The sequence below is a fragment of the Streptomyces cupreus genome, from assembly GCF_014257025.1.
GTDB classification, from domain to species: Bacteria; Actinomycetota; Actinomycetes; order Streptomycetales; family Streptomycetaceae; genus Streptomyces; species Streptomyces cupreus.
The window spans coordinates 80,640-95,921 of record NZ_JACMSF010000017.1 but is presented as its reverse complement, the minus strand read 5'-3'; the positions used below and the strand labels follow the sequence as shown (position 1 = coordinate 95,921).

The 15,282-nt window shown below is 72.1% G+C and carries 16 protein-coding genes; 5 read left to right on the top strand and 11 right to left on the bottom strand.

What is annotated here, in order from left to right; genetic code table 11:
• Positions 1 to 13: 13 nt before the first annotated feature.
• From rplT to infC, 3 genes are all read right to left on the bottom strand, one after another.
• Positions 14 to 397 carry a 50S ribosomal protein L20 gene (gene rplT / locus H4N64_RS17940; protein ID WP_003977226.1) on the bottom strand — a complete coding sequence of 128 codons (384 nt, stop codon included), beginning with the start codon at positions 395 to 397 and terminating at the stop codon, positions 14 to 16.
• A 94-nt stretch (positions 398 to 491) separates the two neighbouring features.
• Positions 492 to 686, bottom strand: a complete 195-nt coding sequence (gene rpmI, locus H4N64_RS17935) for a 50S ribosomal protein L35 (protein ID WP_004933563.1) — start codon at positions 684 to 686, stop codon at positions 492 to 494.
• A gap of 110 nt (positions 687 to 796) precedes the next feature.
• On the bottom strand, positions 797 to 1,468 hold the full coding sequence (gene infC / locus H4N64_RS17930; protein WP_186283404.1) for a translation initiation factor IF-3: 672 nt from the start codon (positions 1,466 to 1,468) through the stop codon (positions 797 to 799).
• A 366-nt stretch (positions 1,469 to 1,834) separates the two neighbouring features.
• Here infC and H4N64_RS17925 point away from each other — a divergent pair, with 366 nt between their 5' ends.
• Positions 1,835 to 2,203 carry a DUF1844 domain-containing protein gene (locus H4N64_RS17925; protein WP_186283351.1) on the top strand — a complete coding sequence of 123 codons (369 nt, stop codon included), beginning with the start codon at positions 1,835 to 1,837 and terminating at the stop codon, positions 2,201 to 2,203.
• 4 nt (positions 2,204 to 2,207) lie between these two features.
• On the opposite strand, the gene H4N64_RS17920 is transcribed toward H4N64_RS17925, so the two are convergent.
• Positions 2,208 to 2,936: an SseB family protein gene (locus H4N64_RS17920; protein ID WP_186283350.1), complete on the bottom strand. Its 729-nt coding sequence runs from the start codon at positions 2,934 to 2,936 to the stop codon at positions 2,208 to 2,210.
• Positions 2,937 to 3,086: 150 nt separating this feature from the next.
• Between H4N64_RS17920 and H4N64_RS17915 the strand changes: the two genes are divergently transcribed.
• On the top strand, positions 3,087 to 4,022 hold the full coding sequence (locus H4N64_RS17915) for a serine hydrolase (protein ID WP_186283349.1): 936 nt from the start codon (positions 3,087 to 3,089) through the stop codon (positions 4,020 to 4,022).
• On the opposite strand, the gene mycP is transcribed toward H4N64_RS17915, so the two are convergent.
• Positions 4,019 to 5,197 (bottom strand): type VII secretion-associated serine protease mycosin, encoded by a 1,179-nt coding sequence (gene mycP, locus H4N64_RS17910; protein ID WP_186283348.1) that lies wholly within the window; start codon positions 5,195 to 5,197, stop codon positions 4,019 to 4,021. The two genes, H4N64_RS17915 and mycP, sit on opposite strands and share 4 nt — an antisense overlap.
• Entirely contained in the window at positions 5,194 to 6,228 is a 1,035-nt protein-coding gene (locus H4N64_RS17905) for a hypothetical protein (protein ID WP_336246722.1), read from the bottom strand. The genes mycP and H4N64_RS17905 overlap by 4 nt, the downstream gene beginning before the upstream one ends.
• Before the next feature lie 790 nt (positions 6,229 to 7,018).
• On the opposite strand from H4N64_RS17905, the gene H4N64_RS17900 reads away from it, so the two are divergent.
• The gene (locus H4N64_RS17900; protein ID WP_186283347.1) at positions 7,019 to 8,221 is read left to right on the top strand and encodes an amino acid deaminase/aldolase; all 1,203 of its coding nucleotides are present in this window, start codon (positions 7,019 to 7,021) and stop codon (positions 8,219 to 8,221) included.
• Here H4N64_RS17900 and H4N64_RS17895 read toward each other — a convergent pair.
• The 4 genes from H4N64_RS17895 to H4N64_RS17880 are packed head-to-tail and all read right to left on the bottom strand — an operon-like array spanning position 8,218 to position 12,664.
• Complete coding sequence (locus H4N64_RS17895) at positions 8,218 to 9,117, bottom strand: DUF2510 domain-containing protein (RefSeq protein WP_186283402.1); 900 nt, start codon at positions 9,115 to 9,117, stop codon at positions 8,218 to 8,220. The two genes, H4N64_RS17900 and H4N64_RS17895, sit on opposite strands and share 4 nt — an antisense overlap.
• A gap of 27 nt (positions 9,118 to 9,144) precedes the next feature.
• Positions 9,145 to 9,927 (bottom strand): 3-oxoacyl-ACP reductase, encoded by a 783-nt coding sequence (locus tag H4N64_RS17890; RefSeq protein ID WP_186283346.1) that lies wholly within the window; start codon positions 9,925 to 9,927, stop codon positions 9,145 to 9,147.
• Positions 9,924 to 11,297 carry an aldehyde dehydrogenase family protein gene (locus tag H4N64_RS17885; RefSeq protein WP_222109085.1) on the bottom strand — a complete coding sequence of 458 codons (1,374 nt, stop codon included), beginning with the start codon at positions 11,295 to 11,297 and terminating at the stop codon, positions 9,924 to 9,926. The genes H4N64_RS17890 and H4N64_RS17885 overlap by 4 nt, the downstream gene beginning before the upstream one ends.
• Positions 11,298 to 11,305: 8 nt before the next feature.
• On the bottom strand, positions 11,306 to 12,664 hold the full coding sequence (locus tag H4N64_RS17880; RefSeq protein WP_186283344.1) for a type I glutamate--ammonia ligase: 1,359 nt from the start codon (positions 12,662 to 12,664) through the stop codon (positions 11,306 to 11,308).
• A gap of 85 nt (positions 12,665 to 12,749) precedes the next feature.
• Here H4N64_RS17880 and H4N64_RS17875 point away from each other — a divergent pair, with 85 nt between their 5' ends.
• Positions 12,750 to 13,484, top strand: coding sequence for a FadR/GntR family transcriptional regulator (locus H4N64_RS17875; protein ID WP_186283343.1), 735 nt, complete (start codon positions 12,750 to 12,752; stop codon positions 13,482 to 13,484).
• A gap of 54 nt (positions 13,485 to 13,538) precedes the next feature.
• Complete coding sequence (locus H4N64_RS17870) at positions 13,539 to 14,228, top strand: gamma-glutamyl-gamma-aminobutyrate hydrolase family protein (RefSeq protein WP_186283342.1); 690 nt, start codon at positions 13,539 to 13,541, stop codon at positions 14,226 to 14,228.
• Between the two features lie 141 nt (positions 14,229 to 14,369).
• On the opposite strand, the gene H4N64_RS17865 is transcribed toward H4N64_RS17870, so the two are convergent.
• A complete protein-coding gene (locus H4N64_RS17865) occupies positions 14,370 to 15,278 on the bottom strand; it encodes a LysR family transcriptional regulator (RefSeq protein WP_186283341.1) in 909 nt (302 codons plus the stop codon).
• Positions 15,279 to 15,282 lie beyond the last annotated feature (4 nt).

The following is a 15,282-nucleotide window of genomic DNA, read 5'->3' as shown; positions in this document are numbered from 1 at the left end:
TCTGAGCCAGGCGTCAGGCCGCCTTGGGGGCGTTGACGTCGCTCGGCAGGGCCTTCTGCGCGACCTCGACGAGCGCGGCGAACGCGTTCGGGTCGTTGACGGCCAGCTCGGCGAGGATCTTGCGGTCGACCTCGACGTTGGCGGCCTTCAGACCCTGGATGAAGCGGTTGTACGTGATGCCGTTGGCGCGGGCAGCGGCGTTGATGCGCTGGATCCACAGCTGGCGGAAGTCACCCTTGCGCTTCTTGCGGTCGTTGTAGTTGTAGACCAGCGAGTGGGTGACCTGCTCCTTGGCCTTGCGGTACAGGCGCGAACGCTGACCGCGGTAGCCGGAGGCCTGCTCCAGGATCGCCCGGCGCTTCTTGTGGGCGTTGACTGCCCGCTTGACGCGTGCCACTTTTTAACTCCTTGTAGCGGGGCCGTGGTTGGACTCACACGGCCCGGGTTCGAATGGGTCCCGGTCAGAGGTCAGGCGCGATACGCACCCGACGTCACTTGCCGAGAAGCTTCTTGATCTTCGCGGCGTCGCCCGGGGCCATCTCGGCGTTGCCGGTGAGGCGACGCGTCACACGGGACGACTTGTGCTCGAGCAGGTGGCGCTTGCCGGCGCGCTCGCGGAGCACCTTGCCGGAGCCGGTGACCTTGAAGCGCTTGCTGGCACCGCTGTGCGACTTGTTCTTCGGCATAGCGCCGTTCTCTCCTCGTCGGTGGCGCTCCGGTGCCCGGTCGTGAAACCGGGCACGGTGGAGCGTCGTTCTGTATGGGTTACATCCTCGGGGACTCTCGTCCCCCGGGATCACGCCTCGGCGGAAGCCTCAGCAGGGGCCTCGGCGCTCTCGGAGTCCGCGGCGTTCTGCGACTTGCCGGGGTTGGCCTTCGCTTCTGCCTTGCGGGCTTCCTGCGCCTGGCGGGCCTCGGCCATCGCCTCGGTCTTCTTCTTGTGCGGACCGAGAACCATGATCATGTTCCGGCCGTCCTGCTTCGGGTTCGACTCCACGAAACCGAGGTCCTGGACATCCTCCGCGAGACGCTGCAGCAGTCGGTAGCCGAGTTCCGGCCGGGACTGCTCGCGACCACGGAACATGATCGTGATCTTGACCTTGTCGCCCTGCTTGAGGAACCGGACGACGTGACCCTTCTTGGTGTCATAGTCGTGCGGGTCGATCTTCGGCCGGAGCTTCATCTCCTTGATGACCGTGTGCGCCTGGTTCTTGCGCGCCTCACGGGCCTTCATGGCCGACTCGTACTTGAACTTCCCGTAGTCCATGAGCTTGCACACGGGCGGACGGGCGTTCGCCGCGACCTCGACCAGGTCCAGGTCGTACTCCTGCGCAAGCTCCAGTGCCTTGGCCAGCGGGACAATGCCCACCTGCTCGCCACTGGGACCGACAAGTCGCACCTCGGGAACGCGAATCCGGTCGTTGATGCGGGGCTCGGCGCTGATGGATCCTCCTCGGTAGCACCACACGGCGGTCTGGCGGACAGCCGCGTATGTCTGTTTGACATAGGGACCAACCATCACGGCGCATGAAAAATGCCCCGGACGGGACACATGCGGGGCTCCATCACTGCCGGAACACCGCCGCGTCGACCGCGGGGCGCAATCTCGGGCGACTCCACCGTCCGTACGGAACGGTGGTGGCCGCCTGACCGGTGACCCGCCGTCCCGGAGGACGGTCAGGTGGGAGTTCGGAGCCTCCACTTGTGGGCCGGACACGCTGATCTTTCTTGGGCGCGTTCGGCCGGTCGTCACCCAAGGTTAGCAGCTCTGCTCGGTCAGGGCTAACCGAGGCAGTGTCGGGCCGGGCCTGCCCGTGCACCTATCGTGGGCGTCATGAGTGACACCTCCCCCTCGGACAGCCCCGAGACGCCCGACTTCGACGAGATGACCCGCGACATCGCCGAGGTCCCCGCCGTCGAGGTGATCGTGACGGTCGCCGTGAACCTGATGAGCGCCGCCGCCGTAAAGCTCGGTCTGACCGAGGAGGGCGACAAGTACAAGGACCTGGACGAGGCCCGCAAGCTGGTCAGCGCCCTTGCCGGGCTGCTCGACGCCAGCACCACCGAGATCAGCTCCTTCCACGCGGCCCCGCTCAAGGACGGCCTGAAGTCGCTCCAGCTGGCGTTCCGCGAGGCCTCGCTCGTCCCGGACGAGCCGGGCCAGGGCCCGGGCGAGAAGTACACGGGCCCGGTCTACGGCTAGCCCGTCACCTGACGTACAGGGGCTCGCCCGGCGGCGTCGCCTCGGCCGGCAGCAGTGCCAGGTCGAGGCCGCGCACCAGGCGGGCCCTCAGTGTTTCGTCGGCGGCGATGCGCTCCGCGACCGCGCGGGCGGCTTCGGCCGGGGCGACGGCCGGATCCAGTACGAGGGCCAGGGTGCCGTCGGCCTGCCCGGGTCCGAGGTGGGCGCGGACCACGGCCGGCTCGGCGGCCACCGCCGCCCGTACCGCCTCCACCACCGCCGGATCGTCGAGCGGATCGGCCGTCGTACGGCCCTCGGCGAGCGCAAGCAGCGCCGGTCCCATCAGCTCGAACGGCACCGGTCCCGCCAGGTCCAGCACGACCGTGTCCGCCTTCTCGTGCGCGGCGGCCTCCAGGGCCTGGTGCAGGTGTACGGCGACGGGGCGGGCCGTCGCCTCCCAGCGGGCGAGGGAGTCGGTGGACGTGAAGGCGGGCAGGGCCTTGCGGTCGCCGGCCCGCAGGGTCGGTACGGCCATGTCGCTGGTCTTCTCGCGGCGCAGCCCGTTCTCGTCCTCCTCGACCTCGCCGAGTACGGCCACGACCGGGACGAGCAGCCGGGCGCCCTTGAGCGCCTGGAGCACCGGTGCCACGGCGGTGCGGTCCTCGGCCCAGGCCACGAGCGCCGCGCTCAGCCGGGGGTCGGCGGAGCCGTCGTCGTCGGGGAAGGGGGAGTCGGGAATGTTCTTGTTCGCCACGGTCACCGACCCTATAGGGGGGATGCTGCTGCGCTTGTGCGGGGCCGGAAACGCGCCCGTGACGCGGCTCACGGAAATCTCAGATTTCCCTGACACAGATCTAACGTCCGTCTAACGGCAGCCACAGTCACCGGCCCGACCATCGCGGGCATGGAGTCCTCCAGAGCGCGCCGACGCCGTGTTCCCCTGCTGTATGTCGCCCTCGCCTCCGTGGCCGTGGTGGGCGGTACGGCCGCCGGGACGGTGTACGTGAAGGCTCACGCGCACTCTCCTTCGGGCGCGCGGAGCGCCGTATCGTCGTCGGCGACGCCCTCAGTGGTCGCGGCGAGCGGGGAGGCATCCGTGGAACCGGTGGCGCAGCCGACGGTGGATCCGGACGGGCTGCTGGCGGACGCCATGGAGTCCGTCACCGTCGCGAAGGGCGCGGAGGTGTCGGTGGCGGTGCTGGACGTGGACTCCGGTGAGAGCGCCACGTACGGGGACGGCTCCTTCGATACGGCGAGCATCGTGAAGGTCGACATCCTGGCGACGCTGCTGCTTCGGGCGCAGGACGAGGGGCGGGCGCTGACGTCGACGGAGAAGGCGTACGCCACCGCGATGATCGAGAACAGCGACAACGCCTCCACCTCGGCGCTGTGGGAGACGATCGGCAGGGCGGAGGGGCTGGCCGCCGCGAACGAGCGGTTCGGGCTGAGATCCACCGAGGGCGGCGACGGGATGCTGTGGGGGCTGACGCAGACCACGGCGGAGGATCAACTCACCCTGCTTCAGCAGGTGTTCGGGGACGATTCGGCGCTGAGTAAGGCTTCGCGGACGTATCTCCAAGGGCTGATGGCGCGGATAGCCGTGGATCAGCGGTGGGGTGTCTCGGCCGCGGCGGACGGCTCGAAGTGGGCTCTCAAGAACGGGTGGCTGCCGCGGAGCACGACCGGGTTGTGGGACATCAACAGCATCGGGCGGGTGACGGTGGACGGGCGCGACTACCTGGTGGCCGCGCTGTCGAACGGCAACGCGACGAAGGCTGAGGGGGTGTCGCTGGTCGAGGCGGCGGCCAAGGTCGCGGTGTCGGTGTTCGCGACGGCCTAGATCTCGTCCTGGCGTTCACGACGGCCTCGCCACAGAACCACCGCCGCCACCAGCAGGACGCCTCCTGCGCTGCCCGCCAGCGGGGCCGCCCAGCCCGTCGCGTCGCCTTCGGTCTTCGTGGTGTCGGGGCCCGGGCCGAAGTACTCGTTGCCGTAGCCCTTGGCCCGCAGGCCCTCCGGCTTGAGGCTCGCTGCCTTCTCGATGGCGGCGGCGGGGTCCACGAAGCCGTAGCCCCGGGAGTCGTCGCGGCCGTCGGCGGGGGCGTTGCGGGCCGTGTCCTCCAGGAGCTTCTTGATCTGGGCCGGGGTCAGGCCCGGGTAGGCCGCCTTGACCAGGGCCACCGCACCGGAGACGAAGGCCGCGGCGGCGCTCGTGCCCCAGCCCTCGTAGTACTTGCGGTCGGGGTCGGCGATCACGACGTCGACGCCGGGGGCGCTGACCGTGGCGTACCAGCGGCGGGTGGAGAAGGAGGCGCGGGTGCCGAACTTGTCGACGGCGGTGGCGGCGATGACGCCCGGGTAGGCGGCCGGGTAGGAGATGTGGTCGCCCTTCTCGCCGCCGTTGCCGGCCGAGGCGACGACGACGGCGCCCTTGCGCAGGGCGTACTGGACGGCCTCGTCCTCGGCGGGTTCGGGGTGGGCGGACTTGGAGTCGTCGCCCAAGGAGAGGTTGATGACGTCGGCGCCGTGGTCGGCGGCCCAGCGGATGCCTTCGGCGAGGGCGTTGCCGCGGGTGGTGCGTGCCTTGGCACGGGCGGAGTCGCCGTCCTCCAGGATCACCCGGACGGGGAGGATCTTGGCCTCCGGGGCGATGCCCATCACGCCGTCGCCATTGCCGTAGCCGTGTCCGTGGCCCGCGATGATGCCGGCCATGGCGGTGCCGTGGCGGGCCCAGGCGCGGTCGCCCCGCTCCGCTCCGAAGCCGACCATGTCCTTGCCGGTCAGGACGTTCCCGGCGAGGTCGGGGTGCTGGTCGTCGACGCCGGTGTCGAGGACGGCGACCGTGATGCCCTTGCCCTTGGTGGTCTGCCAGGCCTCCTGGGTGTGCATGGCCTCCAGGGCCCACTGCTGGCCGCGGATGCCGTCGGCGTGCGCGGCGGTGGACGGGACGAGGGCGAGTGAGGCGGCGAGCAGGACGCTGAGCAGGGCCGTGCGGCGGACGCGGGCGACGGTCATGACGCCTGCTCCGTGGCGTACGGGCCGACGTGCTTGCGCAGGGAGCGTTCGACGCGGTCGGCGAGGCCCTTCGCCTCGTGGCCGAGGCCGGCCTGGGCGATGGCTGTGGTGGCGCCGGACTCCATGGCGTCCTCGGCGGGCTGCGGCTCGTCGACGCCCCGGCCGTCGGCCCAGCCGGAGACGGCGTAGACGACGACCGGGGCGTCGGTGAGCACGGACACGGTCCAGGAGGCGCGCTGGTCGCTCTCGAAGCCGGGGCCGTACGGGCGGGGCATGAGGTCGGTACGGCGGTCCAGTCCCTCGTCGGTGAACCGCTTGGCGAGGGAGACCATGGCGGTGGCGTCGGCCTTGGTGAAGAGCAGGCCGACGGTGGTGACGTAGGTCTGGGTGGCGTCGGTGTAGGTGGCGCGCAGGAGCCGTTGGCAGCCGACGGGGGCGAGGGCCTTGCGCAGGAGGGGGTCGAAGGCGTTCTTGCAGCCGCTGTCCGGGGCGACGGCGATCCGCGTCCAGGTCCGGTCGGCGCCGCCAGGACCGGCACCCTGCCCCTTCACGCTGAGCGGGAAGAGCTGATCGACGGGGATGCTGTGCCAAAGGCTCCGGGCCGCGACGAAGTCGTCCCGGGCCCCGGCGGCCTCGGAGTCCCCGACGAGCCAACTCCCGGTGACGGCACCCCCGACGAGCCCGAGCCCCAGCACGAGACAAGCGGCAACGGCGACGACCCGCGACCCACCCCGCCCCAGAAGCGCCCTCCCCCGAGCGTCCCCGTCGTACCCCTCGGGCTCCCCGAACGACACAACGGGCCGCCCGGAAGCGGGGGCCATGGGGGCGCTCCAGGAGAGCGCGGGATCGGGGGCCGCGGGGACCTCACGGGGCGCGGGCTCGGGGGCGGGCTCGGCGGGGATGGGCCGCAGCCGCCGGGTGGTCTCCGAGGAGGTCTCGGCGGGGGCGCCGGGACGATCAAGCGGCGGGAGGGGCGGGCGGGCCGGGGGCGCGGCAGGGGTGGCGGGGGTGCTGCGGCGCGGGGGTGTCACGCCGGACGTGGCCGGGCGCGGCGGGGTGGCGGGCGGGGGTGTCGCCGGGCGTGAAGGAGCGGCGGACGGCGTCGTCGCCGGGCGCGGCGGGGCGCCCGTGGAGGCAGACGGGCGGGGTGGAACCGTGGGCGACGAGCTCGGACGCTGCACCGCACCACTGGCGGCAGCGCCCGGGCTCGACGTCGGGCGCGGGGGCGTGCCGCCGGAGGCAGCCGGGCGCGGCGGAACCGAGGCCGAGGCCGGGCGCTGGACCGCACTACCAGCAGATCCCGCGCGCGGGGGCGTGCCGTCGGAAGTCGTCGGCGGGGCCGTGTTCTCGCGCCGCGGTTCGGACGACGTCGTCGGTGCTGTGTCCGGGAAGCGGGCGGAGGCCTTGGGCGGGGGTGGGGCCTCGGCCTGGGTGGGAGGAGTGCGGAGGCTCGGGAAGCGGGGCGGAGTCGCGGGGGGCTTCGGCTCGGTGGCGGAGTCCGACGCGGGCGTCGGGTCCTGTTCCGGCTTCGGAGGGTGGGGCGGGCGTGGAGGGATGGAGGCGCGTCGCGCTTCCGTGTTCATGCGCCCCCCGTTTCCTCTTGCCCGGGCCTGTTGTCGTACGCGGGCCCCGTTCCGTTCGCCCGGGCCCGGTGTCCGGGCAACATCTACCCGCACGGGTGGGCCGGCATCCCGGCCCTCACGTGCGTGCGCGTCACTCTACGGGTTGATCCCGGCGCCGCGGGAACCAGTCCACGAGCCCGGGGCTTTAGCCCGGAACGTCCCCCTACCCTGCGGTAATCCTGTCTGGCAGGCTTCGTTCATGACTGCGCGCGCCGCCGACCGGGCCCGTTACGACCGGGCCACCGCCCATCTCGACGCCCCACTCGCGATCGTGGACCTGGAGGCCTTCGACGCCAACGCGGACGACCTCGTCCGCCGCGCGGGCGGCAAGCCCATCCGCGTCGCCAGCAAGTCCGTACGTTGCCGGGCCCTGCTCGAACGCGTCCTCGCCCGCGACGGATTCGCGGGGATCATGTCCTTCACCCTGGCCGAGTCCCTGTGGCTGGCCCGCTCCGGCTTCGACGACATCCTGCTCGCCTACCCGTCCGCCGACCGCGCCGGATTCGCCGAGCTGACCAGCGACCCCAAGCTCGCCTCCGCCGTCACCGTGATGATCGACGACCCGGCCCAGCTCCGGCTCATCGACGACGCCCGGGACGGGGGGCGTGAAGTGGTCCGGGTCTGCCTGGAGTTGGACACCTCGCTGAAGCTGCTCGGCGGCCGTGTCCGCGTCGGCGCCCGCCGTTCCCCGCTGCACTCCCCCGCCCAGGTCGCCGACATGGCTCGTCTCGTCGCCCGCAGGCCGGGGTTCGAGGTCGTCGGGATCATGGCGTACGAAGGACACATCGCCGGCGTCGGTGACTCCATCGCCGGGCGCCCCCTGCGCTCGCGTGCCGTGCGGCTGATGCAGGCCACCGCCCGGCGGGAACTCGCCCAGCGTCGCGCCGAGGTGGTGCGGGCGCTGCGGGCCGTGGCACCGGGGCCGACATTCGTGAACGGCGGCGGCACCGGCAGTGTCCAGTACACCGCCGCCGAGGACTGCGTCACCGAGATCGGCGCCGGGTCGGGACTCTACGTACCGCGGCTGTTCGACAACTACACGTCCTTCAGCGGGCGTCCGGCCGCGCTGTTCGCCCAGCCCGTCGTCCGGCGGCCCGGCGTGGGCGTGGTGACCTGCCTCGGCGGCGGCTACCCGGCCTCCGGCGCCGCAGGACCCGACCGGCTCCCCGTGCCGTACCTGCCGGAGGGACTGCGCTACGACCCCCAGGAGGGTCCGGGCGAGGTCCAGACCCCGCTGCTCGGCTCCCCCGCCGACGATCTGCTGATCGGGGACAAGGTGTGGTTCCGCCACGCCAAGGCGGGAGAACTGTGCGAGCGCTTCGAGCAACTGCACCTGATCGAGGGCGACATGGTGACGGCGGCCGTCCCGACGTACCGCGGCGAGGGCCACACGTTCCTCTAGCCCTCGCCCGGCCCCACGCTGCTGCCCACTCCCCCGCCCCCGTCCGGGTCGTCGACGGACCGGATGCCCTTGGTGATCCGGTCCATGTCGGCCAGGGGCGGGCCGTCCGCGCCCGCGTCGAAGACGTAGCGGACGCAGACCGGTGACTCGGTGCCGACGCGGGACGGGAAGACCGTCGACTGGACGTAGCCGCCGGGCCCCTCGGCCGTGGTGACCCGCCAGCGCACGAACCAGCCGGCGCGGCCCGCCACCGCGACCGGGCCCGACTTGACGACCTCGTGGGACTCCATGCCGCCGTAGGGGCGCCTGCCGATCGTGTCGCGGTCGTACGCGGACTCGGCCGCCTCCTTGATGTCCTCCTTGGCCAGCGCCTCGGGGGACCGCTCGTCGTTCGAGGTGACCGTCCTCGACATGACGAGGCCGTGGCGGCAGACGCCTCCGTCCGCGGGGCAGTCGTAGGTGCCGTCCGTGGTCATGACGACGTCGTCCTCGGCGACGTACTTCGGCCGGACCCAGCCGTCGAGCAACGGCAGCGTGATGCCGTTGAGTTCGTCGGTCACGACGGCCGGGTCGTCGGCGGACGGCTCGCTCTGTGTGGGAGTGGGAGAGGGCGGCTCGGTCGTCGGGGCCTGTGTGTAGTACGTGGGCGCGGTCTCGATCTCCGCGCCCTCCTCGTCGCCCTGACCCAGCACCACCGCGCCCGTGACGATCGCCGCCACGAGCACGACCGCCGCCGTGGTGACGGCGACGGCCTTGGCCCGTCCGGAGGCCCCCGCGACCGGCACCGGCGCGGTCACCTCGGGGGTGCGCCGGTGCTCGGTCCACGCTGTGCCGTCCCACCAGCGCTCCAGATGCGGGGCCTTGGGATCGCGGTACCAACCGGGCGGGGGCGTCATGCTCATGCGGGCACTGTAGGGCGCGTCCTACAGCGGAGTGACGTACGCCCCCGAGATTCCCCCGTCCACCAGGAAGTCGGTGGCGTTGACGAACGAGGAGTCGTCGCTGGCCAGGAAGGCGACGGCGGCGGCGATCTCCTCGGCCTCGGCGAACCGGCCGAGCGGGATGTGGACCAGGCGACGGGCGGCGCGCTCCGGGTCCTTGGCGAACAGCTCCTGGAGCAGCGGGGTGTTCACCGGTCCGGGGCACAGCGCGTTCACGCGGATGCCCTCGCGCGCGAACTGCACGCCCAGCTCACGGGACATCGCGAGGACCCCGCCCTTGGACGCCGTGTACGAGATCTGGGAGGTGGCCGCGCCCATCCGCGCCACGAAGGACGCGGTGTTGATGATCGAGCCCTTGCCCTGGCGCCGCATGTAGGGGATCGCGGTCTTGCAGCACAGATAGACGGAGGTGAGGTTGACCTCCTGGACGCGCTTCCAGGCCTCAAGGCCCGTCTCCAGGATGGAGTCGTCGTCGGGCGGCGAGATCCCGGCGTTGTTGAAGGCGATGTCGACGCTGCCGTAGGTGTCGTAGGCCGTCCTGAACAGCGCTTCCACCTGCTCGGCGTCGGTGACGTCGACCTTGACGAAGGTGCCGCCCACCTCGTCCGCCGCCGCCTTGCCGCGCTGCTCGTCCACGTCGCCGCAGACGACATGGGCGCCCTCGGAGGCGAGCCGGCGGGCGGTGGCGAGGCCGATGCCGCTGCCGGCTCCGGTGATGACGGCGGTACGGCCGACCAGTCGGCGGCACACGATCTCTTCGGTCACTGTGCGGGGCCCTCCGTGCTGATGAAGACGTTCTTGGTCTCGGTGAAGGCGGTCAGCGCGTCCGGGCCGAGCTCACGGCCGATGCCGGACTGCTTGAAGCCGCCGAAGGGGGTCCAGTAGCGGACGCTGGAGTGGGAGTTGACGGACAGGTTGCCCGCGCGGACGGCCCCCGAGACGCGCAGGGCGCGGCCCACGTCCCGGGTCCAGATGGAGCCGGACAGGCCGTAGGCGGTGCCGTTGGCGAGCGCCACGGCCTCGGCCTCGTCCTCGAAGGGGAGGACGACCGCGACCGGTCCGAAGACCTCCTCGACGGCGACGCGCGCGTGCGGGTCGACGCCGGTGAGGACGGTGGGCGGGAACCAGAAGCCGGGGCCCTCGGGCGCCTTGCCGCGGATGCCGGCCGCTGCCGGGTCGACGTACGAACTGACGCGTTCCAGCTGGGCCATGGAGATCAGCGGGCCCATGTCCGTGGTCTCGTCCGACGGGTCGCCGACGCGTACCGCTTCGATCGCCGGGCTCAGCAGCTCCAGGAAGCGGTCGTACGCCGTGCGCTGGACGAGGATGCGGGTGCGGGCGCAGCAGTCCTGTCCCGAGTTGTCGAGGAAGGACATGGGGGCGGCCCGGGCGGCGGCTTCCAGGTCGGCGTCGGCGAAGACGATGTTGGGGCTCTTGCCGCCGAGTTCGAGGGTGACGCGCTTGAGGAGCGCCGAGCCCTTCGCCAACACCTGTTTGCCCACGGTTGTGGACCCCGTGAAGACGATCTTCGCCACGCCCGGGTGCTCGACGAGGGCGTTGCCGGCGACCGGCCCGTGTCCGGGCAGTACCTGGAACAGGCCCTCCGGCAGGCCTGCCTCCAGGGCGAGTTCGGCCAGGCGGAGTGCCGTGAGCGGGGTCGTCTCGGCGGGCTTGAGGATCACGGCGTTGCCCGCGGCGAGCGCGGGTGCCGTGCCCCAGGCGGCGATCGGCATCGGGAAGTTCCAGGGCGCGATGACGCCCACGACGCCGAGCGGTTCGAGGATGGTGATGTCGAGGCCGCCGGGGACCGGGATCTGGCGTCCGGTGAGCCGCTCCACGCCGCCCGCCGCGTAGTCGAGCAGATCACGGACGTTGCCCGCCTCCCAGCGGGCATTGCCGACGGTGTGGCCGGCCTCGCGGACCTCCAACCGGGCGAGTTCTTCGAGGTGTTCGTCCACGGCGACGGCGAACCGGCGCAGCAGTCGTGCCCGGTCGCCGGGGGCCAGGGACGCCCACTGGGCCTGTGCTCGGGCGGCCCGTACGACCGCCGCGTCCACCTCGGCCGCGGTGGCGGCCGGGACGGTCGCGACGACCTCTTCGGTGGCCGGGTTCAGTACCTGGAGCTGGTCGGACAAGAAGGGCCTCACATGCGTTCGAAGGAGCGGCGCAGCTCCCAGTCGGTGACCGCGGCGTCGTAGGCGTCGGTCTCGACGCGCGCCATGTTCCGGTAGTGCGCGACGACCTCGTCGCCGAAGGCCGCCTTGGCGATCGGGCTGTTCTCCCAGAGTTCGGCGGCCTCGCGCAGCGTGGTCGGGACGTGCTCGTACTCGGCGGTGTAGGCGTTGCCGGGGCAGGCCTCGGGCAGCTCCAGCTTCTGCTCGATGCCGTACAGGCCCGCGGCCACCATGCCCGCCACGGCGAGATGCGGGTTGACGTCGCCGCCGGGGAGGCGGTTCTCGAAGCGCAGGGAGCGGCCGTGGCCGACCACGCGCAGGGCGCAGGTGCGGTTGTCGTGGCCCCAGGCGACGGCGGTCGGCGCGAAGGAGCCGGGCTGGAACCGCTTGTAGGAGTTGATGTTGGGGGCGTACAGCAGCGAGAAGTCGCGCAGCGCCGCGAGCTGCCCGGCGAGGAAGTACCGCATGACGTCGGACATTCCGTCGGGCCCGGCCATGGCGTTGTTGCCGGCCGCGTCCGCGAGCGAGAGATGGATGTGGCAGGAGTTGCCCTCGCGCTCGTTGTACTTGGCCATGAAGGTCAGGGACATGCCCTCCTGCGCGGCGATCTCCTTGGCGCCGGTCTTGTAGACGGCGTGCTGGTCGCAGGTGACCAGGGCCTCGTCGTAGCGGAAGGCGATCTCGTGCTGGCCGGGGTTGCACTCGCCCTTGGCGGACTCGACGGTGAGTCCGGCGCCCGCCATTTCATTGCGGATACGGCGCAGCAGCGGCTCGATCCGCCCGGTCCCGAGCACCGAGTAGTCGATGTTGTACTGGTTCGCCGGCGTGAGACCTCGGTAGGCGGCGTCCCAGGCCTGTTCATAGGTGTCCCTGAAGACGATGAACTCCAGCTCGGTGCCGACCTGGGCGGTGAGCCCGAGTTCGGCGAGCCGCTCCAGTTGGCGGCGCAGGATCTGGCGGGGGGCTGCGACGACCGGGGAGCCGTCCTCCCAGGCGAGGTCGGCGAGGACCATGGCCGTGCCGTCGTTCCAGGGGACGCGGCGCAGGGTGGACAGGTCCGCGTGCATCGCGAAGTCGCCGTAGCCGCGGTCCCAGGACGACATGGCGTAGCCGTCCACGGTGTTCATCTCGGTGTCGACGGCGAGCAGGTAGTTGCAGCCCTCGGTGCCGTGGTGCAGTACCTCGTCGAGGAAGAAGCGCGCGGCGAACCGCTTGCCCTGGAGCCGCCCTTGCATGTCCGGGAAGGCCAGGACGACAGTGTCGATCTCACCGCCCGCGACGAGGGCGTGCAGCTCCTCGACGCCGAGCGGCGGTGTGCGGTCTGCCACGGGAAAGCCTCCTCAGGCCTCTTCGGTCAGCCGGAAGCCATAAGGTATTGCCGAGAACCATTGCTTGGGAAGGGGGCGCGGCCGGATGTCGGTGGACACTGACCCGGGCCCGGAGGACCGGCTCACCCCGGTACTGCGGCCGGTGCGGGCGGGCAACGGCTTCGAGGAGGCGCTGGAGCAGATCCTCCAGGTGGTCCGGCTGGGCCTGGTGCCGGGCGGTGAGCGGCTGCCCGCGGAACGGGAGCTGGCGGAGCGGCTCGGGATCAGCCGGGTGACGCTGCGCGAGGTGCTGAAGGTGCTCCAGGACCAGGGGCTGGTGGAGTCCCGGCGCGGGCGCTACGGCGGGACGTTCGTACTCCCCCGCACGAACGCCCGCGGCGAGGACGAGCTGCGCCGCCGGATCGCCGAGGTGGACATCGAGGACGTGCTGCGCTTCCGGGAGGTGCTGGAGGTGGGCGCGGTGGGGCTGTGCGCGGCGCACGGTCTGACGCGCGAGCAGGAGCAGCGGCTGCGGGAGGCGCTGGCCCGCACCCAGGACGCGCCGCTCGGCGACTACCGGCGCCGGGACACGCTGCTGCACCTCACCCTCGCCGAGCTGTGCGGCTCGCCGACTCTGACCGCGCAGTACGCGGCGGTGCGGGCAACGGTGAACGAACTGCTGGACTGCATCCCGATCCTGGTCCGCAATCTGGAGCACTCGCAGCGGCAGCACACGGCGCTGGTGGAGGCGGTGCTGGACGCGAACGCGGACGCAGCGCGGGAGATCATGCGGGAGCACTGCGCGGGGACGGCGGCGCTGCTCAGGGGGTTCCTGGCGTGACGCAAAGGGTACGTGAGCCAAAGGTATGAGGACGTTCCATTGAAGGGGCACGGTATGCCGGGCAGGCCGTTGATCGGGGTCAGTACGTATCTGGAGGCCGGGGCGCGCTGGGGCGTGTGGGAGCTGGACGCGGCGCTGCTGCCCGCCGGGTATCCGCGGCTGGTGCAGCGGGCGGGCGGGCTCGCCGCGATGCTGCCGCCGGACGCGCCGGAGCACGCGGCGGCGACGGTGGCCCGCCTCGACGGGCTGGTGATCGCGGGCGGGCCGGACGTGGAGCCGGTGCGGTACGGCGCCGAGCGCGAGCCCCGGACCGGGCCCCCGGCGCGGGAGCGGGACGCGTGGGAACTGGCCCTGATCGAGGCCGCGCTGGCCGCACGGCTCCCCCTGCTGGGGATCTGCCGGGGCATGCAGCTGCTGAACGTCGCCCTCGGCGGCACGCTGGTCCAGCATCTGGAGGGCCACGCCGAGGTGGTCGGCGTCTTCGGCCGCCACCCGGTCAAGCCGGTCCCGGGCACGCTCTACGCCGGTATCGCCCCGGAGGAGACCTCGGTACCGACGTACCACCACCAGTCGGTGGACCGCCTCGGCGGGGGCCTCGTCCCCTCGGCCCACGCGACGGACGGCACGGTGGAGGCGGTCGAACTGCCCTCCACCGAGGGCTGGGTGCTGGGGGTGCAGTGGCATCCGGAGATGGGCGAGGACGTACGGGTGATGGCGGCACTCGTGGAGGCGAGTGCCCGCTGAGCGCTCCGCTGGAATTGCCGCGATGTGCCGTCGGTCGTCTGCGGCGCCATCGTGACTGGTCGCGTCCACGCGCCGCATATCGGCACAGCCCCGCGCCCCTTCAGGGCGCTGCCGAACCGCAGTGGACTTCGCCCGGCCTGCTCAGACCCGCGTCAGATGGAGCAGATCCCGCGCCGGCCCCACCGGCCGATGCCCCGTCGGCCAGACCGCTCTGAGGTCGCGGGCCAGGGACACGTCCGCCACCGGGATGCTCACCAGGCGGCGCATCGACAGTTCCTCGCGGACCGCCAGTTCGCTCAGGACCGCCGGGCCCGCGCCGCTCACCGCCGCCGCCTTCACCGCCGTGGTGGAGGAGAGTTCGATCAGGGGGCGTGCCAGGCCGCCCAGGGCCGTGTCCAGGACCTGGCGGGTGCCTGAGCCCTTCTCGCGGAGGATCAGGGGGGTCACCGCCAACTCCTCGGCGGCGAGCGGGCGTCGGCGGCGGGACCAGGGGTGTCCGGGGGCCGTGACGACGATCAGGCGGTCGTGGGCGATGACCACCGAGTCCAGGCCCGTGGGGACCGTGAGGCCCTCCACGAAGCCGAGGTCCGCCTCGTCGGCCAGCAGCCGCTCGGCCACCGCCGCCGAGTTGCCCGCGTGCAGCGACACCGCCGTGTCCGGGCGGCCCGCGCGCAGCGCCAGGAGCCAGCCCGGCAGCAGATACTCGGCGATCGTCATGCTCGCGGCCACCCGCAGCCGGGAATCCCGACGGTCCCGCAGGGCCTGCGCGCCCACGTCGAAGGCCTCCGCCGCCTCCACGATCCGCCGCGCCCAGTCCGTCACCAGCGCACCGGCGTCCGTCAGCCGTGAGCCGCGCGGTGAGCGGTCCACCAGCGCCACCCCGAGCTGCCGTTCCATCGACCGGATCCGGCTGCTGGCCGCGGGCTGGGTGATGCCCAGCTCACGGGCCGCTCCGCCCAGACTGCCCAGCCGCGCCACCGCCAGCAGCAGTTCCAGCGCGCCGAGGTCCGGGACTCGATGGGCCAGGGATGTCGTCACCGCACTACTCATAAAG

What these genes read in the sequence shown, in the direction of transcription:
- H4N64_RS17900 (WP_186283347.1), top strand. Translation starts at nt 7,019, where the DNA reads ATGACTGCGCGCGCCGCCGACCGGGCCCGTTACGACCGGGCCACCGCC.
- H4N64_RS17865 (WP_186283341.1), bottom strand. Translation starts at nt 15,278, where the DNA reads ATGAGTAGTGCGGTGACGACATCCCTGGCCCATCGAGTCCCGGACCTC.
- H4N64_RS17915 (WP_186283349.1), top strand. Translation starts at nt 3,087, where the DNA reads ATGGAGTCCTCCAGAGCGCGCCGACGCCGTGTTCCCCTGCTGTATGTC.
- mycP (WP_186283348.1), bottom strand. Translation starts at nt 5,197, where the DNA reads ATGACCGTCGCCCGCGTCCGCCGCACGGCCCTGCTCAGCGTCCTGCTC.
- H4N64_RS17895 (WP_186283402.1), bottom strand. Translation starts at nt 9,117, where the DNA reads ATGACGCCCCCGCCCGGTTGGTACCGCGATCCCAAGGCCCCGCATCTG.
- rpmI (WP_004933563.1), bottom strand. Translation starts at nt 686, where the DNA reads ATGCCGAAGAACAAGTCGCACAGCGGTGCCAGCAAGCGCTTCAAGGTC.
- H4N64_RS17875 (WP_186283343.1), top strand. Translation starts at nt 12,750, where the DNA reads ATGTCGGTGGACACTGACCCGGGCCCGGAGGACCGGCTCACCCCGGTA.
- H4N64_RS17870 (WP_186283342.1), top strand. Translation starts at nt 13,539, where the DNA reads ATGCCGGGCAGGCCGTTGATCGGGGTCAGTACGTATCTGGAGGCCGGG.
- H4N64_RS17925 (WP_186283351.1), top strand. Translation starts at nt 1,835, where the DNA reads ATGAGTGACACCTCCCCCTCGGACAGCCCCGAGACGCCCGACTTCGAC.